The 25,069-nt window shown below is 65.7% G+C and carries 21 protein-coding genes and 3 pseudogenes; 16 read left to right on the top strand and 8 right to left on the bottom strand.

The genetic code is table 11. The features are described from left to right. Window positions 1-47 precede the first annotated feature (47 nt). The 6 genes from ABH935_RS32015 (at window position 48) to ABH935_RS31990 (ending at window position 4,410) form a co-directional block, all read left to right on the top strand. Window positions 48-545, top strand: coding sequence for a transcriptional regulator (locus ABH935_RS32015; RefSeq protein ID WP_370381682.1), 498 nt, complete (start codon window positions 48-50; stop codon window positions 543-545). A 548-nt stretch (window positions 546-1,093) separates the two neighbouring features. Continuing rightward, entirely contained in the window at window positions 1,094-2,431 is a 1,338-nt protein-coding gene (locus tag ABH935_RS32010; RefSeq protein WP_370381681.1) for a hypothetical protein, read from the top strand. Between the two features lie 4 nt (window positions 2,432-2,435). Continuing rightward, a complete protein-coding gene (locus tag ABH935_RS32005) occupies window positions 2,436-2,858 on the top strand; it encodes a roadblock/LC7 domain-containing protein (RefSeq protein ID WP_370381680.1) in 423 nt (140 codons plus the stop codon). Then, window positions 2,858-3,229: a DUF742 domain-containing protein gene (locus ABH935_RS32000; RefSeq protein ID WP_370381679.1), complete on the top strand. Its 372-nt coding sequence runs from the start codon at window positions 2,858-2,860 to the stop codon at window positions 3,227-3,229. Before ABH935_RS32005 ends, ABH935_RS32000 begins: the two co-directional genes overlap by 1 nt. Window positions 3,230-3,260: 31 nt before the next feature. Then, complete coding sequence (locus ABH935_RS31995) at window positions 3,261-3,815, top strand: ATP/GTP-binding protein (RefSeq protein ID WP_370381678.1); 555 nt, start codon at window positions 3,261-3,263, stop codon at window positions 3,813-3,815. A gap of 13 nt (window positions 3,816-3,828) precedes the next feature. Further along, window positions 3,829-4,410, top strand: coding sequence for a GAF domain-containing protein (locus ABH935_RS31990; RefSeq protein WP_370381677.1), 582 nt, complete (start codon window positions 3,829-3,831; stop codon window positions 4,408-4,410). 227 nt (window positions 4,411-4,637) lie between these two features. Here ABH935_RS31990 and ABH935_RS31985 read toward each other — a convergent pair. The 5 genes and pseudogenes from ABH935_RS31985 to ABH935_RS31965 all read right to left on the bottom strand — a co-directional run bounded on the left by ABH935_RS31985 (window position 4,638) and on the right by ABH935_RS31965 (window position 10,029). Then, window positions 4,638-5,638: pseudogene (locus ABH935_RS31985) on the bottom strand (IS5 family transposase). A 392-nt stretch (window positions 5,639-6,030) separates the two neighbouring features. Then, window positions 6,031-7,032 (bottom strand): beta-ketoacyl-ACP synthase III, encoded by a 1,002-nt coding sequence (locus tag ABH935_RS31980; protein ID WP_370381676.1) that lies wholly within the window; start codon window positions 7,030-7,032, stop codon window positions 6,031-6,033. Window positions 7,033-7,068: 36 nt separating this feature from the next. Further along, a complete protein-coding gene (locus tag ABH935_RS31975; RefSeq protein ID WP_370381675.1) occupies window positions 7,069-7,347 on the bottom strand; it encodes an acyl carrier protein in 279 nt (92 codons plus the stop codon). A 61-nt stretch (window positions 7,348-7,408) separates the two neighbouring features. Then, on the bottom strand, window positions 7,409-8,959 hold the full coding sequence (locus tag ABH935_RS31970; protein WP_370381674.1) for an acyl-CoA dehydrogenase family protein: 1,551 nt from the start codon (window positions 8,957-8,959) through the stop codon (window positions 7,409-7,411). A 515-nt stretch (window positions 8,960-9,474) separates the two neighbouring features. Next, on the bottom strand, window positions 9,475-10,029 hold the full coding sequence (locus ABH935_RS31965; protein WP_370381673.1) for a hypothetical protein: 555 nt from the start codon (window positions 10,027-10,029) through the stop codon (window positions 9,475-9,477). Window positions 10,030-10,564: 535 nt separating this feature from the next. Between ABH935_RS31965 and ABH935_RS31960 the strand changes: the two genes are divergently transcribed. Then, entirely contained in the window at window positions 10,565-10,906 is a 342-nt protein-coding gene (locus ABH935_RS31960) for a sigma factor-like helix-turn-helix DNA-binding protein (protein WP_370381672.1), read from the top strand. Between the two features lie 610 nt (window positions 10,907-11,516). After that, on the top strand, window positions 11,517-11,861 hold the full coding sequence (locus ABH935_RS31955) for a hypothetical protein (protein ID WP_370381671.1): 345 nt from the start codon (window positions 11,517-11,519) through the stop codon (window positions 11,859-11,861). Between the two features lie 220 nt (window positions 11,862-12,081). Here ABH935_RS31955 and ABH935_RS31950 read toward each other — a convergent pair whose 3' ends face one another. Continuing rightward, window positions 12,082-13,260, bottom strand: coding sequence for a hypothetical protein (locus ABH935_RS31950; RefSeq protein ID WP_370381670.1), 1,179 nt, complete (start codon window positions 13,258-13,260; stop codon window positions 12,082-12,084). Window positions 13,261-13,458: 198 nt separating this feature from the next. Between ABH935_RS31950 and ABH935_RS31945 the strand changes: the two are divergent. Next, window positions 13,459-15,032: pseudogene (locus ABH935_RS31945) on the top strand (IS1182 family transposase). Window positions 15,033-15,194: 162 nt separating this feature from the next. On the opposite strand, the pseudogene ABH935_RS31940 reads toward ABH935_RS31945, so the two are convergent. Continuing rightward, window positions 15,195-15,875: pseudogene (locus tag ABH935_RS31940) on the bottom strand (uridylate kinase). A 406-nt stretch (window positions 15,876-16,281) separates the two neighbouring features. Here ABH935_RS31940 and ABH935_RS31935 point away from each other — a divergent pair. The 7 genes from ABH935_RS31935 (at window position 16,282) to ABH935_RS31905 (ending at window position 24,516) form a co-directional block, all read left to right on the top strand. After that, on the top strand, window positions 16,282-17,526 hold the full coding sequence (locus ABH935_RS31935; protein WP_370381669.1) for a hypothetical protein: 1,245 nt from the start codon (window positions 16,282-16,284) through the stop codon (window positions 17,524-17,526). Further along, window positions 17,523-17,726: an MbtH family protein gene (locus tag ABH935_RS31930; protein ID WP_370381668.1), complete on the top strand. Its 204-nt coding sequence runs from the start codon at window positions 17,523-17,525 to the stop codon at window positions 17,724-17,726. Before ABH935_RS31935 ends, ABH935_RS31930 begins: the two co-directional genes overlap by 4 nt. A gap of 62 nt (window positions 17,727-17,788) precedes the next feature. Next, window positions 17,789-18,697: a hypothetical protein gene (locus ABH935_RS31925; RefSeq protein ID WP_370381667.1), complete on the top strand. Its 909-nt coding sequence runs from the start codon at window positions 17,789-17,791 to the stop codon at window positions 18,695-18,697. Window positions 18,698-18,704: 7 nt separating this feature from the next. Next, window positions 18,705-19,307 carry a hypothetical protein gene (locus ABH935_RS31920; RefSeq protein ID WP_370381666.1) on the top strand — a complete coding sequence of 201 codons (603 nt, stop codon included), beginning with the start codon at window positions 18,705-18,707 and terminating at the stop codon, window positions 19,305-19,307. Next, window positions 19,304-20,335, top strand: coding sequence for a BtrH N-terminal domain-containing protein (locus ABH935_RS31915; protein ID WP_370381665.1), 1,032 nt, complete (start codon window positions 19,304-19,306; stop codon window positions 20,333-20,335). The genes ABH935_RS31920 and ABH935_RS31915 overlap by 4 nt, the downstream gene beginning before the upstream one ends. Window positions 20,336-20,551: 216 nt before the next feature. After that, window positions 20,552-23,725, top strand: coding sequence for an amino acid adenylation domain-containing protein (locus ABH935_RS31910; protein ID WP_370381664.1), 3,174 nt, complete (start codon window positions 20,552-20,554; stop codon window positions 23,723-23,725). 164 nt (window positions 23,726-23,889) lie between these two features. Next, complete coding sequence (locus ABH935_RS31905; RefSeq protein ID WP_370381663.1) at window positions 23,890-24,516, top strand: hypothetical protein; 627 nt, start codon at window positions 23,890-23,892, stop codon at window positions 24,514-24,516. A gap of 83 nt (window positions 24,517-24,599) precedes the next feature. Here the strand turns inward: ABH935_RS31905 and ABH935_RS31900 are convergent, their stop codons facing one another. After that, a complete protein-coding gene (locus ABH935_RS31900) occupies window positions 24,600-25,055 on the bottom strand; it encodes a tRNA-binding protein (protein WP_370381662.1) in 456 nt (151 codons plus the stop codon). Window positions 25,056-25,069 lie beyond the last annotated feature (14 nt).

Here is a 25,069-nt window from a genome sequence, read left to right as displayed (position 1 = left end):
GATGAACAGGACGCGACCGTGGAGGCGGAGGTACTTCGGTGGATCGGATGAGTGCGGCCGAACTGCAGGTCATCCGTGAGCATCTCGGCTTGCCTGAGTCCTGGTTTGCCGCATATCTGGGCGTGTCCGAGGGCGATGTCGTGTTCTGGCAGATCGGCCACAGCGTCATCCCGGAGGACATCGCCACGCAGGTGTCGATGCTTGCGGACGAGGCCACGGCGCTTGTAGCGGAGATCGCCTCGGACCTTGCAAAGGAACCGCAACCAGTTCTGACCACTTACCTCCATGACGACGACTATCGGAGCATTGATCCTGGTGGGACTATGCCAGCCTCCTGGCACAGGTCGATCGCTGCTCGGGTTGCGGACCGCGTGCCGCGCCTGCGTATTCGGTTCGCCACGGGTTCCGAGCTGCCGGCGTTGAAGGGACCTCTCGGCGATCCTACGGACCGGGAACTTCAGGAAATCGTCGAGGAACCTGAGTGGCAGATGCGCGAAGTGATCCAGCAGACAACGCTTGGTCGCGGTTGGCCCGGACAAAGCTGAGCTACGCGGCCGATGTCGAGCAGTCCAAGGTAGCCAGTCGCCCTGGCGGCAACCGAGGGTTTTGAGCTGCTTCCTGCCGGCTAACGGCCGTAGTGCGGTCGCTGCATCTTCGTACGAGGTGTTGCTGGCCGACGGCCAGCCCGGCGGTACCTCGCCCGTGACCGCCGCCGCCCCGCCATGCGACTGTGCACGATCCACCATTCGCCAAACCGACCGTGCACACTTCACCGTAGACGCCACCCCCTCCAATCAGGAAGTTTTGTGTTCTGCAAGCGGGTCGCGCACTGAGAGCTGATCAATAGTCGACTGTGCGTACCTGACCTCGCCGCAGGCTTGCTACTACCTCGCGGCCGGGGCAGTTCGCGCTTGCATCGCCGAGTCCATCAGGGCTTTGAGTTCAGGCTGAGGGGAGCGTGTGAATGTCGGGTCTGCCCGCAGGGCGGCATGGGCGGCAGGACAGCGAGGACGCTCCAGCCCGGAGCAGATGGGACGGGCGGATCGCCTACGGAGTCGGGATCGCGATCACTGCGGGCGGGCTCGGATCCGGGATGAGCTGGGCCGTCCACAGTCTGAACCTGCCGGCACGGCCGCAAATCGAGATTGCCATCGCGGGCATCTATGGCGTGATCACGCTCTTCTTGATCGCTAAGTTCGCCAGCGCTTCGCAGCAAGCGCGGCCAAGACAGGCCAGCTCGCGTGCTGATCCAACGCACCTGCAAGCCACGTGGACGACACAGCTTGGCAACGCACTGATAGCTGCTGCCGGTCGTCTCGACCAGCAGCAGCCACATACAGTCCAGGCCGTGCAGAAGGCGATTTCCAACGGCGGCATCGCCGGAATCTCGGCCGGCATCGCGAAGCTGAGTGAACAAGCTGCGCTGCCCGTTGCGCCCGCAGAGGATGTGGTCCAGGCGCAGGCATCGATGACGATCGCCCGCAGGGTCCTGACCATGGTGCGTAAGGCTCTGCAGGAGCTCGACATTCTTGAACGCAAGACTGACGACCCGGCAGCGTTGAAGGCCCTGTACTCAGTCGATGAATTGGTCACCCGCGTTCGCCGAGCCGTCGAGACTCTGGCCGCGCTTGGTGGGGCAATCCCGCGCAGCGCCACAGGTCCCGAAGAGTTGAACACCCTGCTGCGCCAAGCCGTCGCCGAGATCGAGGACTACCGGCGCGTTCGGATCCTGCCGCCGGTGAAGGGCCGCGTCCATGGGGTCGCCGCTGCGGACATCATCCACCTGCTCGCCGAACTCCTGGAGAACGCCACGAAGTTCTCCAGGCCGGACACCGAGGTTACCGCCCGGGTCCAAGAGGTCGCCTCGGGCCTGGCCATCGACATCGATGACCGTGGTTTGGGCATGGATCGGACCGGTTACGAGCGAGCCTGCGCCCTCCTATCTGGGATCGACCTCGGCCAGGTACATCAGCGCCTCGATGATGGACAGCTCGGATTCCTCGCCTCCGCCGCGTTTGCCGGGCGCCACGGGATTTCAGTGCTCGTAGAACCGAATCTGTTCGGTGGAGTTCGAGCCTCGGTGCTATTGCCGCAGGCATTGCTGGCTACTTCGACGGCGGGGGCAACGGATGCATCGCGGCAGGCGACGATCCTCGCTCGTGCGCCAATGGCCGGGCTGGGCGACGCTGCGTACCCCGGTCAGGAACTCAACCGCCGCCCGGATTTGGTCGGCTCTGCAGCCAGGCCATCGCTGCCCCGCCGTGACGGCAGCTATCTGTCGGGGCAACCCTCCGCCCCAGGTCCCGGCCCGCAACCAACCGGGATGTCCCCCGCTTTGCTGGCGAAGTACCACAGCGGACTCCGCACAGGCGCCGGCGAACAGCCCAGCGACCGCATAGACGGAGACACCCCGCCCCAACTGGAAGCGTAAAGCAATGACCACAACCGAACCGGCGACGAACGACTTGTCCTGGCTCCTCGACCGCATCGTGCAGCGGCTGCCCGACGCCCGCGCCGCGGTGCTCACATCCACCGACGGCATACGTGCCCACCACACTGGCGTCGATATAGATGACGCCGACCGGCTGGCCGCCCTCGCCGTCAGCCTATTCGCGCTGGCCCGCGGCATCGATAGTTCCGCGGCGCACAGCACCGACGTAGTTCGCCAAGTGATCGTCGAGCGCGATGACGCCTTGCTGTTCGTTGCCAGCGCCGCGCCGCGCACAGTTGTGGCCCTCCTCACCAGCCCCAGCGCCGACCCCGGCCTGGTTGGTCACGAGATGGCGCAGGCCATAGCAGCCGTTTCCAAGCATCTGGCGACCCCCTCGCGCAGCCCAGACGACGAGCTGGAGCGGTAATGGAACATGTGGGCCGAGCCTGGACAGACGATGCCGAGCTCGGTCGGCTGCGGCTGTACACCCTCACAGGCGGCCGTACAACACCTACCCGGCCGCTGGATTTGGCCTCCCTCGTCCACGCCAATTCCGCCGACCCGCCGCAACTGGACGGCGAGCTCGAACAGATCCACGTGCTGTGCCGCTCCGAGACCCGCTCGATCGCCGAACTGGCCGGACTGCTCCGCCAACCCGCCACCGTCATCAAAATCCTGGTTGCAGACCTGCTCGACCTCGGGGCACTGGCCCATGCGACCCCAAGCTTCACCGCCGACCCCACCGACATAAGAATTCTGGAGCAAGTCCTTGCTGGCCTACGCGAACTCAAAGTCTGAGTCTGACGCTCGCGCGGCACGCTCAACGGCCATGAAAATCTTGATCGTTGGAGGCTACGGAGTCGGCAAAACCACCCTAGTCGGCGCAATCAGTGAAATCGATCCGCTGACTACGGAGGCCGACGTGACGGAAGCCTCCACAAAACAGGACCATACGGTCGGGACCGAGAAGAAGACTACGACCACCGTGGCGCTTGACTTCGGGCGCATCACTTTGCCGCGGCAGGGGATGCAGTTGCTTCTGTTCGGCGCCCCCGGCCAGCCGCGGTTCTGGTTCATGTGGGACGACCTGGCAGCGGGCGCGCTAGGAGCCGTGGTGCTGGCCGACACCCGGCGTCTCGCCGACTGCTTCCCGATCGTCGAGTACTGCGAACACCGTCGGCTGCCGTTCGTAGTCGCCGTCAACGAGTTCGACCGTTCGCACCGCTACCTACCCGACGAGGTTCACGAAGCCCTCGGTCTAGCCCAGTCGGTGCCGACCCTCACCTGCGACGCTCGCGAGCGTGCGTCGGTTCAGACGGTGCTGATCACCCTGGCCGAACATGCATTGGCCCTGCACCGCGCACAACAGTCAAGCGAACAGTAAGGATCACGCTGGCATGGCCACAATCGACGCTACCGGTCGTTTTCTTCTGGCTCCCGTAGAAGCGGAAGAAGCGGGGCAGATCCGTGAGATGCTGCAGGCACGGCACGGCCTCCGAGCACATCCGGACCCCGAGCTCGATGCCTTCGCCCTCGACCTCGCACGCGCGGCTGCTGCCCTAATCGGCGCCGGTACCCCGCCGTTCGCGATGGTGAACGTTATCGGCGCCGGCCAGCAGCAGTACTTCGCAGGGTTGCATGTGCCAACCAGTCCCAGCGGACAAAAACCCGACGTAGCTCGGACTATGGCAAGAGACCTCGGATTCTGCGTGCACACACTTGATCGGGGGGAGGCCCTAGTGCTAGAGGATCTCACTGATATCGCCCGCTACGCTACCAATGGTGTCGTCGCCGGAACCGGGATGCGCACCTATCTGGGCGCCCCACTCGTCGATGCGGACACTGGCGTCGCGTATGGAACAATTTGTGTGCTAGACACCCAGCCTCGACCATGGGGCCGTTCGGGGCTTGAGCTGATCAGGAACTGGCGCGACGAGCTTTCCCGCCAGCTGAGCGCCCACAGGGTTACCGAGCGATGACCTCAGCCATCACTACGGACGACGGACTCCGCGGACACCCGCGCCCGGCGACTGGAGCACTTCCTAGTGGTGGGCCACGCGACGACAGAGAGGTAGCACAAGCCGCGGTCGGCGAATGGCGTCGCGGGACGCCAGACCGCGCGGCCTCATTTCCCGAACGCCCCCGGTCGGCCTTCGGCATCGGGTTCTAGGCTGATCGGCGCACTAGGGCCTGTCTGGAGTTGTGTTCATGTGGCGGGGCGGAGGCTGCGGATCCAGATAATTGATCCGCGAAGCTGAAGTCCCGCCATGTAGCTGTCGGGTGTCTTGTCGTATCGGGTGGCCAGGCCACGCCACGCTTTGATCTTGTTGATGCAGCGCTCCACCGTGTTGCGGTCCTTGTACTGGACTGCGTCGAAGGCGACCGGCCGGCCGCCGGCGCTTCCGCGCTTCTTGCGGTTGGCCGCCTGGTCGGCCTTCTCCGGGATGACCGCCTTGATCCCGCGCCTGCGCACGTAGGCACGGTTGGCCCGGGAGGAGGAGTACGCCTTGTCGGCGGCCACAGCATCCGGACGGGTGCGCGGACGACCGACCGGCCCGCGGACCTTGACCTTCTCCAGCACCGGCACGAACCTGGGGCTGTCGGCGGCCTGCCCGGGAGTGAGCACGAACGCCAGCGGACGACAGCGCCGGTCCGCAGCCAGGTGGACCTTGCACGTCAGCCCGCCGCGTGAACGTCCCAGCGCAGCCTCGGCCAGCCGGACCCGGCGACGGCGATGGGTCCGCCGCCGTTCGGCCCGCTCGTCCTCCCGGGCCCGCTCCTCGGCACTCAGTGGGACGGTTTGCCCGGTATCGACCGCCCCTTTTCCTCGGTCGCGGCCTGTTCAAGCGCCACCAGCACGGCCGGATCCACCACCATCCCCGCCGCGTCATGATGCGCACGAGCCACCGTGGAGTCCACGCTGACCAGCGACAAGTCCGCCTGCCGACGGCGCGCAGCCTCGGCGATCATCCCGTTCATCAACGCGGCGAACACCCCGGCGCTCCGCCAGCGGGCGAAAGCGTCGTACACCGTCTGCCAGGGGCCGAACTGCTCCGGCATCTCCCGCCACTGACCGCCGGTACGAAACTGCCAGATCACGCCCTCGAACTGCTCACGCAATCGCTGTGGATAAGGGCCGAACCGCCCGATCGGCAAGAACGGCTCGATCAGCGCCCATTCTTCATCGTTCAGCTCACGCCGCGTCACATCAGTGTTCTACCAGCACGGACATGATCATCGATCCGAAACAACCCTACTGATCACAACCACAGACGCGCCCTAGCGCCGATCAGCCCCTAACCTCTCCTATCGGTGGGTTCGCTGCGTCGCTGTCCCCGCCACAAGACGCCGCCCGGCACTGGCAAGCCTGTATGACGGCGCAGCTGCCTCCAAGTCGAGAACGACAGGGTGAACGAAAACGGACCGTCGCCCCTGGACCCCGACGCGGGCCTAAGACCTAACGCCACCGAGATCTTCCGATCCGGGCAGCTTGCCGCCGTCGAGACCGGGATTGACGGGGCAACGCCGGCGCTACTTTCCCTGACGACCGACCCGTGCCGCCGACCAACCGCCCGCATCATGTAACACAGCGCACAGCGTCAGATCGGTTTGACATCGGGCCACATGAGCGTTGCGGATCCCCACGTCAACCCGCCCCCGAATGCCGTGAGCAGGAGTTTGTGACCGGGCTGGACCGTGCCATCAGTTGCCGCACGGGCCAGCGCGAGCGGAATCGATGCCGCCGAGGTATTGCCCACGCGATCGAGGTCAACGACAGCTCGGGCGCGCGCAAGACCCAGCTCATCAGCAACGCGGTGCACGATGCGAATGTTCGCCTGGTGCGGGACCAGCCGGTCGACGTCGGCCACCGTCCAGCCTGTTTGGCGAATAGCAGACCGACACGACTCGGCCATGCGGACGACCGATTCCCGAAGCACCTCCCTGCCGGCCATTTTTAGGTAGGTGTCAGCCGTCGTTGCAGCGGACTTGGTAGAGCGCTGCCGGGATCCGCCTGCCGGAACGGTGATCAAATTTGCGCTGGCGCCGTCGCTACCCAGATCCAACGCCATCAGCGCCCCCGGTGTGGTCTCCTCGCCGGAACGTAGGATCACGGCACCCGCGCCATCACCGAAGACGACGCCTGTGCTGCGGTCGGCGGGGTCGAGGATGGTGCTGAACGTGTCCGCGCCGATCACCATGACGTTGTCGGCGAACCCGGCGCTGATCAATCCCGCGCCGGCGGCGAGGCCGTACAGGAACCCTGAGCAGACCGCACCGACATCGAAGGCTGCAACACTAGGCAGTCCCAGCCGCCATGCCACCTCTGGAGCGGTCGCCGGACAAGGGTAGTCCGGTGTAGTCGTTGCCAACACCACAGCGTCGGGCCTATCGCCTCCAGCGGACTCGATGGCTCGGGATCCTGCTTCTACGGCCAGATCTGACGTCGCTTGACCGGGTCCGATCCAGTGTCTGGCGGTGATGCCAGTTCGGCCCCTGATCCACTCGTCGGTCGTGTCCAATCGCTCGGAGATCATGTCATTTGTAATTGCGGGCCCTGGCACACTCGACCCGATTCCTGCGATGACAGCGGCCCTACTCACGCTCTGACCTCCGCGCCTTCGACTCGCCCTCGGCCATCACGCTTCCGCCACTGCGGGAATCCCCTTCTTGCCAACTTCGACTTGGATGAATGTCACGATGCTGTCAACTGTAGTGAAGGTGCTGATGTCCTCATCGGTAACGACTATGCCCCACCGCTCCTGAACCTTGTCTGCGACCTCAAACATGCCGAGCGAGTCAATGCCGAGTTCGCCCTTGAGGTTGCCGTCCGCATTGATCTCGCCGCCGTCTAGATCATCGACGGAACTCTCGATGATGCTGCGAAGTGTGTCGAGAACATGCTGATACGACTCCATGGGGATCTTTCTCCTTGGTGGGGAAGTGGGGGGTGACCGCACCTGATATAACACGGCAACTCTAGGCGAGATCGCGATGCAGATAGGCATCGACGGTGCGCCGTTCGCCACCGTAGCTCTGTTGCGTATCGCCGATCGAACGGACATATTGCGCGATGTGGCTGGCCAACACCTCTGCAGGCAGTTCCAGCGCCGGCCTTACCTCGCGATGCGCAGCAGCTAGGCGTTGCTCGAGCCTTTGCACGGCCCAGTGCGCGGCGTAACAATCGAGTTCCGTGCGAGTGTTCTCTGCCGCCTCTGCGATCGCCGCTGCTGTGACGCCCCAACACGCCACTTCACCGACGGCCCGTGCAAGCAAATGCCGCTGCCCAGGGGTGAGGTCTGACCCTGCCCGATCTACAAGGTCGTGAAGGCTGGCCTTGAGATCGCTCCCCAGCTTCGTGGGACCGAAAGTCTTCACCATGGTGGTGTTGAACGACTCCAGATCCCTTAGGATCCGAGTTCCGATGTAGACGGACATGGCCTCGGTGGCGCCTTCAAATATACGAAGGACTCGGAAATCGCGGAAGTATTTCCCCACAATATCGGTATCGACGAAACCCCGCGCGCCCAACAGTTGCACACACCGGTCGACAACTTCACCGGCCAATTCACATCCGATAATCTTGCAGGCGAAAAAGAACTCGTCGGGAACGAGCTCATCGCCATCCATCTTGGTGGCTGCCGAGAATACGAGCGCTTCCACTGTGCGCGCCGCAGCAGTGCAATCTGCCAGTATCCGCTGCGTCACGCCGTTGTCAAGAAGTCGTCCGGTGGCGATGCTCCGGCGGCTGGCAAATCTCTCGGCGAGCTGGATGCATCTTTGCATCGCGCCGGTCCCAGTCGCTGCGAGAAAGGCGCGCCCAGTCCTGAAGGAGTTCTGAGCCACTGCTGCGCCGTCGCCTTCTGCTCCAAGGACTGCCGAGGAAGACAGCCTCATATCCTCCAAGGCGATGTGATCCTGGGGTATCGCTCTTAGCCCAATCGTCATGGCTTCGCTGCGGGGATGGAACCCAGGCGTTGAGGTCGGAAGGAGGAACGCCGTTATGCCTCTCTTTCGGCCGTTGGGCTCTTGTAACTTCGCAAGTACCGTTACGAAGGTCGATGCGGCCCCAAGACTGATCCATGACTTCTCGCCATTGACTATGAATCCCCGATCGGCTTGCCGGACCGCGGTGGCAGTCATTCCGCGTACCACATTCGAGCCCATGCCAGGTTCGCTGGTGGCAACTGTGGTCAGACCACGTCCCGTTGCCAGGATAGGCAGGACTTGTTGTTTCGTAGCCTCATCGGCGAAATCCCGGATCGGCGGTATACCGAGGGAATTGTGGACTACCAGCAATACGGCGAGATTCGGATCTATGGCGGCCGCTTGCCTTATCACTCTGAATGTGTCGACATAGGAAAGCTCGCGGCCTCCATGCTTTCGATCTACTCGCAGCCCGAGCAATCCTTCTGCGCCAAATTGTGATACTAGTGACGGTGGCAGGGTGCGGCGCTCGTCTATTAGCCATGAATCAAGACTGCTATCGGCATAATGACGGAGAAATTCAATCATCCCATCCGCCGTCATAATCTTCCTCTCGCAAAATAAGTTACCTACTTGCAGGCAGGCCAAAGGAGATTCGCGTCGCTCATATCGGAGTGGAGGGCGGCGGAATTATTGTAACGAATAGCATGAGTGCTTCGCAAATTACTATGTGTGAACGTTTACTATTTCACGTGTGAGCTTAGAAGATTCGTTACGTGCATGGCAAGACCCTCCGTCGATCCAAGTTCGACTTGAGGCGTATTGGCAGGTTGGGGATGCTCTCTATGGTTTTCAACCGGTTGAGACACCGCGGTTCTTGACTGCGGGTGCAACGAATCTCAACCGAGCAGCCATGTCCACCCCTCGTATCAATAATGTGTTCGAATCAACGCGGGATTGGAACCTCCGCCGAACATCTGCATCTTCTGCGGTTGGGTAGGCGGTGCGGGCGCGGCAGGACTCAGCGGTGTCGGTCGTGCCGGGGAGAGGGGATGGCCAGCTACGCGGTCCGCAGCCCTAGATGACTGATGTGGGTTGGTGGCGGGGGTCTAGCGTGGTTAGTGGCCGTAGGCGGTGAGGGATCGTTTGTGGTTGGCGCCGATGAGCCAGTTGTGCCAGATCGCGGCGTTGAGTGGGAGTAGGCGCTGCACGATGCGGGTGAACAGTCCGTCGGGCCGGTGGGCTCCGGGCTGTTCGATCCCCTGTGGGTGCTTCAAGGACTGGTTGACCGATTCGATGCGCTGACGAAGCCAGGCCGGGTAGTACCTGGGGTCGGGCTCGTTGGCGTAGGCCGGGCGGATCAGGCGTAGGTGGCGCTGGGCGAGTTCGGCCTCCAATGCCTGGCTGCGCAGGCCTTTGTCGGCCACGATCGTGGTGCCTGGCGGTGGGACGTTCGCCGGCCGGGTCATCACCATCGCCGTCGCCGCTGCCTCGCCGAACAGCTTCGGATTGACCAGTACGTATCCGGTGACCAGGCCATCGGGTTTGGCTCCCCAGTAGTACAGGTTGTGGGAGCGGTCGTAGCCGTAGCCGCACCAGCCGAACAGGTTCGAGCGTTTGGTCGTTTCCCGGGACATGCCGCAGATGATTTTGGTGCCGTCCAGCAGCCGCACAGTATCGAAGCTGGGGGGTGTCGGCGGCCAGCCAGCGCATGGCGGCGTCCATCAGCGGTGCCAGGTGGCGCAGGCGGCGGTTGTACTCGCTTTGCGAAAGCAGGCGCGGGAACAGGTGCCCGACCCGGTCGGGGGCGGCGCGCAGCCAGCGTCGTTCGCTGGTGAAGCCCAGGTGGGCCTGGGCCACGGCCAGGCAGACCAGCTCGGCGTCGGTGACCGCCGGCGGGCCGCCTGGCGAATCCGGGCGAACTTTACGGGAGGGGATGATGCGATCAGTCAGCGCGACATACAGTGCAGTCAAGAGCGTGTCCAGATCGGTGTTCATGTTGACTCCCCGGCCAAAGGGTTCCTCGTCAACACCGATGCTGGACACGCTCCCTGCCGTCGTCAGCCGAACCGGCTACACGCCAGCCCCACGCCACCAACCCACATCAGTCATCTAGTCGTGAGATGGAGCGGCGGATGGCCGCGGTAATCGAGACGGAGTCGGCGCCGTCGGAGTTCAGCACAATCGACCTGTCCCATTTACGTCACGATGCTGCCGGCTCGGCAGCGTCCGGTCTTCATGCTGGCCGTCGACGGGTTGGACCCTGCAGCGATCAGCAAGACACTGCACATCACTTCCGACCACGCCCGGGTGCATCTGCACCACGCCAAGAAGGCCGCGGCCGGCTCCGGCCACCGCAACATCCGGACCGCGGCCAGATTCAGCGGAAGCTGTGGGTGCGGTCTAGGGAGGCGGCGATCGGCAGCCGTTCCAGCCGGCCAGCTTGCCTGCGTTGTTACCGACGCTGCGCAGCGCGGCCCCAGGCCCAGGCGGTCTGGCGGCTGCGGTCCGGTGGTGCGTGCCGGTGGGCCAGGCCCCAGACGGCTGTGATCTCCGGATCAGCTCTTCCAGGGTTTCGTCGGCCTGGCTCGCGTTGACGCGACCGCTGAGCGCGGGCGCATCTGCGCCCTGGCCGCCGATCTGCCCGCGCTCTGGCAGGCCCCGATCACCGGCATGGCCGACCGTAAGGAGCTGCTCCGCACTGTCGTCGACTTCACTACCGTCGCCGTGGTCGGCGAGTCCGAGTTGGTCGACGTCACGCTCCTGGGCCGGAGGACACCAGACTTGCGGTCAGGCCGTCCGCACGGATGCCGGTCTCGAGGTTTCTGCACGTCGACCGGCATCCCGCGCCGCACCGACCACCGGCATCCGGCGGAGCGCACCGGCGCGGCGAGTCGATGACCAAGGGCCTGTGGCAGGTGCCGGTGGTCGAGGCCGTGGAGCCGGTCGCGGCCGAGTGCGCTGCGGACTGGTCGGCCTGTGGCCACCGGAAGATCCACGCTCTGATGGTGGTCGCGACGGGCATGCCGCCTCGGCTTCCACTGTCGAGCGGGCCCGCGCCGCCGCGGTCTGCTGCAGCCGGTTACTAGGGCGAGCGCCGCGAGTTGACCCGGGCCCGCAAGGCGGCGTTCGCGACCCAGCTGCGCCAGGCCCCAACGAGGTGTGGCAGCTGGACTTTTCCGAATACGAGACCACAACCGGCGGGATCTGGCGCCTGGCCGGCGTCACCGACTACTTCACGAAGTACGAACACGGCTGGCACATCGAGCCGACCTGCACCGGTACGGATGCGATCGAGGCTGTCCGGATTGCCATCGCCGAGGCCGGATGCCTGGGCGGGGTACCGTCGGCCCAGCTGCTGTCGACCGACCCGGACACCGGACAGCCGCATTGGATCAAGCTGGTCACCGACAACGGCGGGGCGTTCAAAGGCTTCGCGTTCGCGTCACTCGCGTCAAGAGTTTCGGCCAGAACGGCGTCCGCAAATACGATTTCGGTTCGCTGAAGTACGAGCACTGCTACCGCGTCCACGAGCATATAGCCACCGTCAAATGACCTGCACCGCGAGGCTGAGGCATACCGGGTCGTGTTCAACCACATCCGGCCGCACGAGGCCCCGTGGGCTTCCACCGCCCGATCGAAGTCCTGGCCAACCCGCGGCTACACCCCATCTACAAGAGTCAACCCTAAGATCTTGTGCCACAAGCTTAACGCGCGACACGCGCTCACGCGGAAAATGGTGAGAGTGCCTCATCTAGGCGATGGCGCCAGCGAGTGCCAAGTTCTTCGGCACTGTAGCCTGTGACGTCCTTATCAAGGATGAGTTGGAGGCTGAGGCGACCGTCATGCATGTCCGCGGCGACCGAGAACGGTGCCATCAACTGGCTGTGGCCGTACTCCGCCGGGATCTCGACCGCTGGAACGCCGGCGATGGTCACGTCGGTGACAGGGTCGACCGTGTAGTTCAGAAGCCCGGCGACCGAGCCGGAGAAGGCTGATCCGAGCCCGGCGAGCGTGAGGAACGGTACCTCAGCGTGGTCGATCTCGCTGTACCAGCCGTCGAGGAAGTCCGGTATCGCCTCCGTGAGACCACGCGACCCGGTTAGGTCGACGGAGATGGCGGTGTTCACGAAACATCCTGCGACGGTGGTCTGCTTTCCCCATGGATAGCCGATGACCGCCGACTCGGATTTCGTGATGTCGCGAAGACTCCGATGCAGCGAAAGGAGGATGTACGGAAAGCAGGGGCCAGGGAAACCGCTCGGGACGACGACGTCCGGGACCCGCACGAAGCGGACGATTCGCGGGTTGTCTGGTACCGCCGGTCTAGGGAGCTTATCGGGCAATGCCGCCAGACGGGCCCTCCAAAAATCGAGTGCGCGATCGGTGACGGCGGCGTCGGCCTCGGCCTGTTTACGAACAGCGGCTGCGAAGCGCTCCCACTCGTCGCCCGCGGGAGGTGTCGGACCGGCGAGCTGCTGTCTGAGGGGGATCAGCGATTGGCCATCGACCAACGCGTGGTCATACATCGTCAGTATGTAGTCGGCATCCGGGCAGCGAACAAGGAATCCCGACAACGGCGTGCCGTCCGGGTCGGTTTCGAACTTCTCGACCGCCTCCGCGACGCGGGCCAGGACGGCCTCTTCGCTCTCTGCTCGCAGCTCAGTGAACTCATATGTGGCTGAATAGCGCTCCAGGTACGCGTCGCCACGTCGCAGCCTTATCCGGTGAGACAGTGTGGGATTCCTGAGCATGATGGATTGGAGAACCGTCTCCAGGTCGACAGCCGACAGGAGCGAGGGCTGCGCGCGAAAGAGCTCGTAGACGGCAACTCGCCGGCCTGTCCGCTCTGTCATCAGCGCGAACCCGAGCTGCATGCTCATCAGCGGCAGTCTGTCTTCCATGCGCGCCCCTTTCGCGCCGTAACGACACAGTCGCGGATCTGCGCCGACCGAGTCGAGAGTCTGGTGCACGGTACTGACGCACACGGTCGTCGAGGCACTAGCAATTGACAGGAGCGAGCGCGGCCCCTAGGAGTGTTCTGAAAATCATGGCCGGTTTGGCCCCGGATCGGCTGATTCGGGGTCATGCTGGTTGGTGTGATGGGGAGGTGTGCTGAGACTCCGGTGGGTCCAGATGTGTGGGCTGAGTGCCGGGAGCTGATACCGGCAAGGAGCGTGTTCGCGTTCTTGGCCGAGCATCGGGACGAGCTGTTCCCGGAGTCGATGTTCGCGGGTGTGTACCCGTCGCCGAACGGGCGGCCGTCGGTGCCGCCGCAGGTGCTCGCGGTGGCCAACGTGTTACAGGTGCTGCAGAACATCTCCGACCCGGAGGCTGCCGTCATGGTGCGGGTGGACCTGCGGTGGAAGGCCGCAGCCGGGCTTGGCCTGCACGATCCGGGGTTCGATGCTTCGCTGTTCGTGTACTTCCGCAGGCGGCTGGCCGCCGCTGGTTCCACCGACTGGCTGTTCGAGCGGGTGCGGCAGGTCGTGGACGCCACCGGGGTACCAAAGGAAAGCGGCGGCGGGTGCTGGACTCCACGGTGTTCACCGACGCGGTCGCCACTCAGGACACTGTGACGCAGCTGATCGCCTCGGTGCGGCGGGTGATCCGCGAGGTTCCCGGCGCCACCCAGGTCGGCGAGCGGCACTGCTGCGCGCATGACTACGCCGATCCGGGCAAGCCACGGATCGCCTGGGACGACGAGCAGGCCCGGGATGACCTGGTCGACGCCCTGGTCTGGGACGCGCACCTGCTGCTGGCCCATCTGCCCGAGCGCGAGTTGGGCGAAGCCGCCGCGAACGCGGTGGGCCTGCTGCCCCTGGTCGCGGGCCAGGACGTCGAGCCTGCCCCGGGCTCCGACGGGCGTGACGGCCGCTGGCGGATCGCCGAAGGCACGGTCCGGGACCGGATGATCTCCACCGTCGACCCGCAGGCCCGGCACATCCACAAGACCGTGTCCGACTACCGGGCCGGGTTCAAAGGCCATGTCTGCTTCGAGCCGGAGACGGGGCTGTTCACCGCGGTGGCGATGACGCCGGGCTGCGGGCCGCAGTTCCACGAGGCCGTCGTCGCGGCGGACCTGCTGGCCGGCGAGTCGGGCCCGCGCGCGGTGCTGGGCGATTGCGCATACGGCGGCGCGCAGTCCCGGGCCGAGCTGGCCTGGGCCGGGCACGTACTGTTCGTCAACCCGCCACCGCTGCGCGCCACGGTCCCCGGCGGCTACACCCTGGACGACTTCATCATCGACACCGCCGCCGGCACCGCAACCTGCCCGGCCGGGCACACCGCACAACTAAGCAAGCCGCGCCCCGCCGGAGAACGCAACGCCTCGTTCACCCCGTTCTGCCACGACTGCCCACTGTGAGCCCGCTGCACCAAGGCCAAGGACGGACGCCACCTGACCATCCCGGCCCATCACGACGCGCAGGCCGCCGCCCGGGCGCAGGCCGCCACCGACCGGCACTGGCAGCACGAGTACCGACAATGGCGCCCCGCCGTCGAACGCGGCATCGCCCACCTGACAGCGCACGGCAGACGCCTGCACTACCTGGGCGTCATCAAGAACGACGCCTGGCTCCAGCTACGCGCCGCCGCCCTGAATCTGCGCCGCCTGGTCAACCTCGGCCTCGCCCCGGCCAACGGCACCTGGACCCTGACGGCCACCACCACCTGACCAACACAGCACCCACCCCAGCCAACCCAGGCACACCCAAACCGGTGAGGCCGCCCCACACGCGCGGCGACCTCACCGGAAGATTTTCAGAACACTCCTAGCGCGACAGCCGCAGCCGGGATCTGCCGCAGTGGCCTGGGCCGGCTCTTATCGGAGCAATTATCAAATCCCGTGTATCGATGATGTTGGTCGGACTTCCCAGGTTGGCCAGTCGATTCGATCGTTGTAGACGATGTGTCGGTGTAGCCGGTTGGGCGGGCGAGGGCGAAGTAGAACTGTTGGTGGGATGTAGCGGTCGCGCCAGGACCGATCGATGTTGGCGGTGTCGGCGCTGGATCCGGCCAGCGCGGTGCCTCGGTTCTTGGCGCGATCTACCGTCTGCTCGAAGGGGACGGACACGAAGATGCGCAGGTCCCATCGGTCGATGAGTTCTGGGCGTAGAAGTAATACGTCGTCGAAGAACAGTATGGCGTCCGCGGGTTTGGTCGAGGCCGGTGGGGACGATGGGGTGTCAACGTCGGTATCGGTATCGAGGACCGCGCGGTGGAACCTTCGGTCTCTGCCTGGGCCTAGCGGATCGAGAAGGACCCGGCACGGCGCGGCGCGGGTCGTGAGAGTAGCAGCCTTCGGCCGAGTACCGCCCGCGCCAGTAGCGCCGCGCACGAGGGACGAGGAAGTCGCCGATGGTCGCGCGAACCATGTCTCGGCCCTGCGCGGGCACGACGACGGCGAGCTCGTCGGTCAGGGTAGTGGACCCGGGGCGGGCGGCCCGCCGACAGCGCCCCGCAGCGGGTGCGAGGCCGTGAGCGACGAGATCGCCTTGGCCAGCCGGCTGACGAACACGCCGCGGGTGCCTTGGCCTTTGCTGCCTCTGTCGCAGTGCCTTTATTAGCACCGCATGCCGGGCTGCGTTCGCTGCCTCGTGTTCGACGAGGACTCCCTTCGAACGCCAGCAGCACGTCGGCGTCGTCGACGGCCTTCGTGACGGCCTTCGTGACCGCCTTGGGAAAACTACGCGCCGTACTGCTTGGCGAGCGCCCTGTCCGGCCCGTCGGTTCGCAGCATGTCCAGAAATGTCGATCGAGTCCTTGCAATCCTGTTAGCTGTTAGTACCTCGTGGATCGCTTGTTCCAGTAATTTTGGCGAAGTCACCGTGCGATTCGACATGGGCCAGTTGCTTTCCTGCGCTCATCCGTTGCCAAGCCGTCTCGGGGTCGGTGATCGTGTGATTGCGGCTGGAAGGGTGCGAATGACGGACGAGCTGCCGCTGGTGGGAGCGCAACTCGGGTTTGCGCTGATGGCGGAGCGTTCCGGCAGGCGCACTGCCATATACGGCCTCTACCGTATAGCACCCTCCCTTTTGCCGGCAGCTGACCTGAACGTGATTCTGCAGTCAATCGTGCATCGCAATCCCACGCTGTCCCACCGGATCAGGTTCCGCCGGGGTGTCGGATACCAGGAGCGATATCAGGCTGCGCATGAATTCGCCGAACTGGGGGCAGAGAACGAGGACGAGTCACTGCGGCGTATAATGGAGGAGGTCGCCGCGTTCGAAGGCGCTCCGGATGGCGCGTCGATGGTGGTGCGTCTGGTGCGGAGCCCTCATGCCGACTATCTGCTGTTGATATGCGAACACGCACTCGTCGATGGCCAGGGATTTGATCTCATCAAGAAGCAGCTGGCTGCTCCGGCTCCTCCACGTGAGGGAGAATGGGACCGCTTCGAAGCAGCAGTATACGAGCAAGCCGAGTTTGAAGCCGCGGCGGAGAAGCGTGGAGTCGGTTTCTGGACGGAGCGCCTGAGCGCCTTCCCTGAAGGGCTCCGCAAGGGGGCATTGCGGGGGGACCCGCAGGGCGTCCGTTATGTCTTGGCCCCGAGTGTCGCTATCCCGAGTGTCTTCCGCGGCTCCTGTTTCCCGCTGGTCCTCTTCTCGCTTCACCGCGCAGTGCGTGATGTCGCGGGGGTAGAGCCGACTGTCATCGCATACCCGTGGGGAAGGCCGAGGAAGGCTCCCTCCGCCGTATGCTTCCTGAATACCGTCATCTCACTTGACTTGACCGGTCCGCGAGACATCTCTGAGGCAGTGGGAGACTTCCTCGACGGGTGGTATTCCGAGATCGACTGTGCGGACGTGCCGTTCCAGTCTGTCGCCGCGATCAAACCCGCGGTCTCCGGCTCTATTGCGGGACTCCTGACCTACCAGGTGGCGTCCGGGGATAGCACCGTGAACATCGCTGGGATCCCGGCCGTCGAGATTTCACCCACATATGGGCGTAGTCAGTCGATGGCGCCGTTCACGGTCGCCGCGGTAGTCCGAGGCAAGCAGGTTGAGCTCACGCTTGTCGTCGATGAGGAGATCACAGGCTACAGCGGGGAGCGTCTCGGGGCCCGTTGGCATCATCGGCTCGGCGAAGTGCTCTCCTGTTTCGCAGATGGTGAACAGGGCGCGGTGCGAAGTAGTGAGTCCTCTGAGTCAGGGAGATTGAAAGCGTGAGCTGGGACCCCGATGCGGCGGCGGCCTACACGGTCGTGGTGAACCGCGAGGAGCAGTATCCGGTCTGGCTCGCCGGCCGTGACCTACCGGAGGGTTGGCGCGCCGAAGGCTTCGGCGGCTCCAAGCGGGAAGGCCTCGACCACGTCGACCAGGTGTGGACAGACACGCGGCCGCTCAGTCTGCGGAACGCCACGCGCTGAAGGCGAATCGCATGGAGGCGTCTCTTGCGACCGGTGGATCGGTTCGCAGACCGGATGGACCGGTGTTCCTGGACCGCATCGACCGTCCGGGCCTCGTCATGGCTGGGCGGATTGCGCGGCTCACCAGGGCGGCGTACACCGGCTCTGATCCGCTGCCCGGCCTGCCGGAACCGGACGGGGCCCGTGACAGCGCCGCGTCCGTCCTCGCGTTCGCCGCCGGCGGAGGCACGATCTGGAGTGCGGTTGGCGGAGATGGCAAGCTGGTTGCCACGTTGCGTACCTCGACCCCGGCCCGGGCTGATGGCGAGTCGTTCATCTCTCGCGTCGCCGCCGTGCGGACGGGCGCCGGGCGGTGGCTGCTCGGTGCGGTCGAGCGGCAGCTCGCAGCTCAGGGCATAAGCAGGGTCCTCCTGGACGCCGTCGTCGAGCGCTGTCTGCCGGACTACTATGCGCGTCTGGGTTACCGGCCGGTCGAACTTCATCTAGCAGTCGATGACAAAATGCTGACAGAAGTGTCCATGGAGCGCGACCCGCGGACCACCCGGCGGCCAGCACCGCCGTGGACCGGCGCTCCGGATGGAACGGCGGAGCACGCCGGCACGCTGTGCTGGTTCCTCGACGCGAGCGGCATGATCGCGGTCCCGGGCCCGGCCCGAAGGCTGCTGCGAACCGCTGCCGCCGAGGCGGCGAATCTGCTCGACGGCTCTGGGGTGCTGATCGGCATGGATATCTGGCGCGGGCCCGTGGATGCCTTCGACGAGGTTCTGTGCCGCCTGCCGGGAGCGCGGGCCTGCGGTGGCCGGCGCGCCTACCGGTTCACCGGGGGCAGGCCCGACGTGGCGGCGCATCTCATGCCCAGGGCACATCACCGGCAGTTGTGGGCCGCGCTGCGTTACCGGCCCGGTCGCGAGCCGCAGGCCGTTCCGTGGCTTCACAGTCCACAAGACCAGGCAGGTGCTGACGAGGAATGAGGAGACCTTGACGTTACGGTCGGCTCTCGAGGTTCAGGGCGCTGTCCCTGTTCCCATCGCAAGCCATTTCGACAACCGCGGCATAACCCGGCAGGAAGACAAAGCCCGCGGCGAGTTCAATATCTGGTTCAACAGCTTCCCGGCCGAGCAGCTGCCACCTGTGGGCGGCCGAATCACCCTGGGCGCCGTGCCCTTTCTCTTTCCCGCACGTGACGATCACGGCCACGATAACCTGCGCTGCGGCGAGCAGTGCATCGAACTGCCGCTTGGCCGCTACGACTGGATTTACCTGATAGCCGCCTCCGAGCGGCGCAGCGAGGATCCGCTACACCTCCGCTACGCGGACGGTTCACTCGACCCGGAGTGGCTGCGGGTTTCGGACTTCTGGCCCGAGACCCCGGCCCACTTCGGCGAGCCGGACGGACTGCACTGTGCGGACATGCACTATCCGCGCCATGTGCAGAGGGCGATGGGCCCCTCTGTCTGGCGTAGCCGTGTGCCTGTCACCCGTGAGACGGAGTTGGCGGCGATCAGCTTGCCGGACAACCCGGCCATCCATGTGTTCGCCCTCACCCTTGTGCCCGCGAACCCGATCGGAGCCTCAGTGTGATCAATCCGAGCAGCCATGTCATCGAAGCGGTGCCTTCCTGGCGGTATGACGTCGTCGGCTGCTTGTGGACCAGCGCGGGTACGCTGCTGGGCTTCCACGGCGCGCCGATTCTGGAGACGCTCGGCGCCGCCTGGGGATTCCGGCACGACCCTGCGCAGCTGCGCCGCGAGGAGTACTACTTTCCGTGCCCGCCGGGCGCATCGCTGTGGGAGGCCATCGCTCCGTATCATCCGGTGCGCTCGACCTGGCGCGAGCCGGCCGACGCGGAAGAGGGCTGGGCGCAGGTGCGGGACGAGGTACTGGCCGGCTGGCCGGTGATCGTGGCCGCCGACAACTTCGACCTGCCATTCCGGCCCGCGTATCAAGACGTCCACACCAACCATTTGGTCGTCGTCTACGGCTTCGACGAAGCACGTTCCACAGTGCGGGTGCTCGACGCGGTCCCGCCCCGGTTCGACGGCGACATCGCCATCAAGGAGCTGATGGCAGCGCGGGACTCGAACAACCCGGAGCTGCATGCCCGAGACATGTTCTTCACCAACCGGCCGATCGCCAACCGGTGGCTTGAGGTCGAGATCGACACCGCCGCCTTCCCCGCGTTCGATCTCGACACCTTGCGTCGCACCATCCGCTCCAACCTCGACGGCTTCCGTGCCGAGAGCTCCGTCGAGGCCTTCGTGGGCGCGGGGGGCCAGCGCCGTTACCTGCGGGACGTCGTCGTCAGACTGCGCGCCGGCGAGACGATCTGCGATGAGTTGTTCCTTGTCGCCGGGGCTGTGCTCGCCCAGACCGCGCTGCACGCGGCCTGGCTCGCGCTGGCCGCCCAGCGGTTTGACATCCCGCGGTTGGCTGTCGCGGCACGCTCGGTGGAACGGATCGCACACCATTGGAGTGCCGTGCGCATCGCCGGGGCACTGACCCGGAACGGCGAATACGAACCGGCACGCCTCGAGCGCAGGTTCCATGTCCTCGTGGATGATCACGGGCGTGCCCTTGATGAGCTCGAATTCCTTCTCCCCTCGCTCTGAGCGCCGAGGCTGAGCATCAGCGGTGCCACGGTGAGCGCACGAGCGGCACCACAGAAAGGACGCACGCAAATGGCTGCAGAAACCGGCGGTTTCGTCGCCTCCGATGGCTCGGCGCCCCTAAGCGCTTGGGGAGCGATGCCGGGGCCGCAGACGCACCGGCAGTCTGTTGGGTCGGCCGGGGGCGGCCAGATCACGCCCGTCCCGCGCGAGGGCGTGTTGGCCGCCACCGAGCAGCAGCGGTACCTGTGGCGTCTGCACCAGACGTCACCCGGCGGGCTTGCCTCCAACATCACCTGCGGGCTCCGGTTGCGTGGACCGCTGGATACTGCGGCGCTGCACACGGCCTTCGCCGATTTGCTCGCACGGCACGAAGGACTGCGCACCCGGTTCGGCTCCGAGAACGGGGTGACCCATCAGCTCGTGGACCCCGTTCCCGAGAGCGTGCCGGTGGGCGGACCGGAGCAGCAGGACCTCGGTGCCGATCACTGGGAGCACGTCCTGGCCCTGGCCGTCGATGAGGCTCGCCGGCCGTTCGACCTCGCTGACCAACACCCGGTGCGGTTCTGGCTCGCGCGGATCGCGGACGGCGACAACTTGCTGATCCTCACCCTCCATCGGATCGCCGCCGACAGCTGGGCCGCCGGGGTCCTTGTTCGCGACCTTGCGGCCTACTACTCGGCGGCGGTCCGGTGCGAACCAGCCGACCTGCCGCAGGTGTCAATGGCCCCCGTGGATTTCGCGGTCTGGCAACGCCGACAGCTGGACGGCGAGACGATGCCCCGTCAGCTCGACTACTGGCGATCCGCACTGGCCAGCGTTCCGACGCTCGACTTCCCCAGTGATCGAGCCCGTCCGATCGAGTCTGTCGGGACCGGCTCCTCGGTCGCACGGGACCTGCCGGCCGGACTGGTCGCTCAGGCCAGGATGTTCGCTGCGGACGCGGACGCGCCCCCGCTTGCCGTGTTCGTCGCCGCGCTCCTTCTAGTACTCGGCCGTTGTGCCGGGCAGGAAGATCTGGCCGTCGGCTCGATCTTCTCCGGCCGGATACGTCCTGAGACCGCGCCGGTGGTGGGCAATTTCACCAACATTCTGGTGTTGCGCGCGAGCCTTGCCAACGACCCCACCGTAGGCGAGCTGGTCGCGCGCTGCCGGGATACCGTGCTCGGCGCGATAGCCCACCACGACGTTCCTTTCGGCACTCTTGTAGAGACCATCCAGCGCGAGACGGCGTTCGGCCCCGGCCCACTGGTGCGGATCGTCTTCAGCCTGTTGACGAACGAGGGTTTCGATGACTCTTGGCCTCGGGGGCTCGACGTCGAAAGTGTGGAACTGCCGACCGGCATCGGCGAATTCGACCTCGCACTGCGGCTGGCTGTGCGGCCTGACAACGGGGCCAGCCTGTGGGCCGACTACTCGGAGGAGCTGTACGACCGGCCTCGGATCGAGCGGCTGCTCGGCTACTTCGTCATCGCCTTGAGCGAGATCGTCACCGATCCGAAACGCCGGATCAGTCGGATCGGGATCCTGCCGCCGGCGGAGCGCGACCGGCTGATCCACGGCTGGAATCCCGTGGCGGTCGACTTTGCCACCTCCACGCTGCGGCTGCACGACCTGGTCGCCGAGCACGCCGCACGGGCACCCGGGCATCCGGCAGTGCGTTTCGAGGGCACCGACGTGACCTACGGCGTGCTGATGGACCGCGCCTACCGGCTGGCCTGGCTGCTCCAGGAGGAGCATGGCGTGGGTCCCGACATCGTGGTGGCGTTCCTCCTCGACCGCGGCCCCGACGTGCCCACCGCGCAACTGGCGGTGCTCGCGGCTGGCGGCGCGTGGCTGCCGCTCGACCCGGCCTACCCGGCGGATCGATTGGCGTATCAGCTCCGGAATTCCCAAGCCCGAGCTGTGATCACCGTGAGCAAGCTGGCCGATCTGCTGCCATCCGGGATGCCGAGCATCATGCTCGATGACCCGGAGCTCGCAGCGCGCATGGCGGCACAGCCCGGCGGGGCGCCGCCGTGCGCCGCTCAGAACGAGCATGTTGCCTACGTGATCTACACTTCGGGCTCGACCGGTACGCCCAAGGGCGTTCAGGTCACGCACCGGGCTGCGGTCAACTTCGTGGGCGGCGCGGCCGACCGGCTGTTCGCGGTCACTCCCCGGGACCGTGTGCTGCAGTTCGCGAACCCGACCTTCGACGTGAGCGTCTTCGACGTCTATGCCGCGCTGTGTTCCGGCGCCACCTGCGTCGCCGCGCCGATCGAGGTGCTCCACAACCCAGACGCACTGACTGGATTGATGCGTGACGAGGCTGTTACTGTCGCGGACATCCCGCCCGCAGTCCTCGGCATGCTCGACGATGCCGGCCTGCCGGCGCTGCGCGCCTTGTTCGTAGGCCTTGAGGCGTTCTCGGCCGAGCTGGTCAACCGTTGGCGTACCGCGGACCGGGCCTTTCACAACGGCTACGGTCCGACCGAGGCCACCGTGGCCTGCGTGGACTATGAGTGCCCGACAGAGCCGCTGACCGCCCCGCCGCCGATCGGCCGCGCCATGGCCAACATGCGCTCCTATGTCGTGGACGCCCACGGCGATCTGGTGCCGACCGGGGTACCCGGCGAACTGTGCGTCGCGGGTGCGCAGTTGGCTCGTGGGTATCTGGGACAGCCGGGCCTGACCGCGGATCGGTTCGTTCCATGCCCGTTCGGCGAGCCCGGCGAGCGGATGTACCGGACCGGCGACGTCGTGCGCTGGCGCGGCGACGGTCAGCTGGAATTCCTGGGCCGGGTCGACCGGCAGGTCAAGATCCGGGGCTTGCGCATCGAGCTGGGCGAGATCGAACACACTCTGGCCGCGCATCCGCAATTGCGGCAGGCCGCGGTCGTGGTCGCGAATGGTTCGGGCGGTCCTCGCCTCGACGCGTACGTGACTGCCGAGTCCGGCGCGGCCCCTAGCGCCGAGCAGCTGCGCGAGTACGTGGCCGAGCGATTGCCGCTGCATATGGTGCCGACTACCTTCACCGTACTGGGCACACTGCCGTTGACCTCCAGCGGCAAGGTGGACTACCGCGCGTTGCCGCAAGCGGACGTGTCGGTTGAAGGGCAGTCCGGACTACCGATGACCGAAACGCAGCGCGCGATGGCGCGGATCTGGCGCGACCTGCTTGACACACCGCCCGAACAGCAGATTGGCCTACGAACCGACTTCTTCGCGCTGGGCGGCAGCTCGCTGGACATGGCCCGCTTGACCGCCGCGGTCCAGGACTGTTTCGCAGTTGTGGTGGAAGCCAGAGCACTGTACTTGGCGCCGACCCTCGACGGGGCGTCTGCGCTGGTGGACCGTGCGAAGGCGGGAGGTTGGGCGGAGCATAGCGCTTCGGGTCACGCGGTCTCGTAGCCCGGTATGCGCGGACCTTGATGTCAAACCGGGTCGGCACCGGCCGCCACCTGTTCCGGGAGTCGCAAATGATCCGGACTCTTGTCGCGCACGGGGAGCAGCGTCACAGTAAGGATGGGTTGTATGTGTGACGCGCTGATTTTTGTATCGTCGCTGGGTGGGCAATGGCTGACAGACATGCGGCATCGGCCGCACGGCAGGTCGATCTGGCGGGGACGCCCGGTGCGGTCGTGGACTTCTTCGCTGCGCTGACCCCGGGCGAGGTCCTGGTCGTGACGCGGGATGGCGAGCCGGTGGCGACGGTAACCGCGCCGGGAGGCCTCCGGACGAAAAAGGTCAGCGGCCGCGAGACCGAACCGAAGTCGTCGACGGGCCGTCTGGACGTCAGAGTCGTCGCCACGGCGATGAAGCTGTCGGAAACGACGCGCACATCCTTGTCCGCCGAACTCGGCGCGGACTACGCGGTCCTCGACATCCACGCGGCGCCGCAGACCGCCGATGTACTTCTGGTGCCGCCGATCAGCGCGTGTCTGTTGGGCAAACTGCGCTCGATGTTCCCGGCCGCGCAGGTGGTGGTGGCCGAGTTCGACGATCCGGAGCTCGGCGCGAGCTGTCGCGGTCCAGTCCGGCGACTGCTGGACTCCGGTGCGGACGCCTATGTCGCCTCGACGACCGTCGCGACCTTGGCCAGGTATCTCGACCAGGCCGTGAGCCGGTGGGAGGTTGCAGCCGCGGTGCCGTCGGGAAACGGCGAGATCGCTGGGCCCGGGTCCGGTACCTTCGCCTCCTGAGTCGGCGGGATCCCCCGGATCCCGCCGAATGTGTGCCGCGTGGTGTGCCGGTCGTGCCCTTATGCCGCGCGGACGGGGGCGTGTCAGCCGACCACGTCTCCCGGAGCGGACGCTGCCGCCGGTGACAGCAGATGAACGTTGCCGTCGGGACTGTAGGACCCGAGCAGCAAAAACTCGCTCGTGAACCCCGCGATGCGCTTCTTCCCGAGGTTGACCACACCGACGACGGGGCGGTCGATGAGTTCGGCGGGACTGTAGTTCGTCACCTGTGCGCTCGTGTGAAGGACGCCGACTTCCCCGAAATCGGCCTGGATCTTGTAGGAAGGCTTCCGGGCCGCGGGGAAGTCCTCAACCGATACGATCCGGCCGACTCTGATATCGGCGGAGAAGAAGTTCTCGGCCGGGATGGTCTGCTTGTCAACGGGAGTGCTCATCGGGATCCTCCGTCGTGGCTGACTCGTGAACGGTCGCTCAAGCCCCGAGAGTAATGCCATCAGTCGGCGGCCGGCATCGGGGCGGGACAACACCCGCCCGAGCATATCGGAATTCCCAA

The sequence above is a fragment of the Catenulispora sp. GAS73 genome (assembly GCF_041262085.1).
Taxonomy (GTDB): domain Bacteria; phylum Actinomycetota; class Actinomycetes; order Streptomycetales; family Catenulisporaceae; genus Catenulispora.
This window is presented reverse-complemented; position numbering and strand designations above follow the sequence as displayed.

What these genes read in the sequence shown, in the direction of transcription:
- ABH935_RS31995 (WP_370381678.1), top strand. Translation starts at nt 3,261, where the DNA reads ATGAAAATCTTGATCGTTGGAGGCTACGGAGTCGGCAAAACCACCCTA.
- ABH935_RS31990 (WP_370381677.1), top strand. Translation starts at nt 3,829, where the DNA reads ATGGCCACAATCGACGCTACCGGTCGTTTTCTTCTGGCTCCCGTAGAA.
- ABH935_RS31905 (WP_370381663.1), top strand. Translation starts at nt 23,890, where the DNA reads ATGGCTGACAGACATGCGGCATCGGCCGCACGGCAGGTCGATCTGGCG.
- ABH935_RS32015 (WP_370381682.1), top strand. Translation starts at nt 48, where the DNA reads ATGAGTGCGGCCGAACTGCAGGTCATCCGTGAGCATCTCGGCTTGCCT.
- ABH935_RS32010 (WP_370381681.1), top strand. Translation starts at nt 1,094, where the DNA reads ATGAGCTGGGCCGTCCACAGTCTGAACCTGCCGGCACGGCCGCAAATC.
- ABH935_RS31960 (WP_370381672.1), top strand. Translation starts at nt 10,565, where the DNA reads ATGCTGCCGGCTCGGCAGCGTCCGGTCTTCATGCTGGCCGTCGACGGG.
- ABH935_RS31950 (WP_370381670.1), bottom strand. Translation starts at nt 13,260, where the DNA reads ATGGAAGACAGACTGCCGCTGATGAGCATGCAGCTCGGGTTCGCGCTG.
- ABH935_RS32005 (WP_370381680.1), top strand. Translation starts at nt 2,436, where the DNA reads ATGACCACAACCGAACCGGCGACGAACGACTTGTCCTGGCTCCTCGAC.
- ABH935_RS31975 (WP_370381675.1), bottom strand. Translation starts at nt 7,347, where the DNA reads ATGGAGTCGTATCAGCATGTTCTCGACACACTTCGCAGCATCATCGAG.
- ABH935_RS31935 (WP_370381669.1), top strand. Translation starts at nt 16,282, where the DNA reads ATGACGGACGAGCTGCCGCTGGTGGGAGCGCAACTCGGGTTTGCGCTG.
- ABH935_RS31900 (WP_370381662.1), bottom strand. Translation starts at nt 25,055, where the DNA reads ATGCTCGGGCGGGTGTTGTCCCGCCCCGATGCCGGCCGCCGACTGATG.
- ABH935_RS32000 (WP_370381679.1), top strand. Translation starts at nt 2,858, where the DNA reads ATGGAACATGTGGGCCGAGCCTGGACAGACGATGCCGAGCTCGGTCGG.
- ABH935_RS31970 (WP_370381674.1), bottom strand. Translation starts at nt 8,959, where the DNA reads ATGACGGCGGATGGGATGATTGAATTTCTCCGTCATTATGCCGATAGC.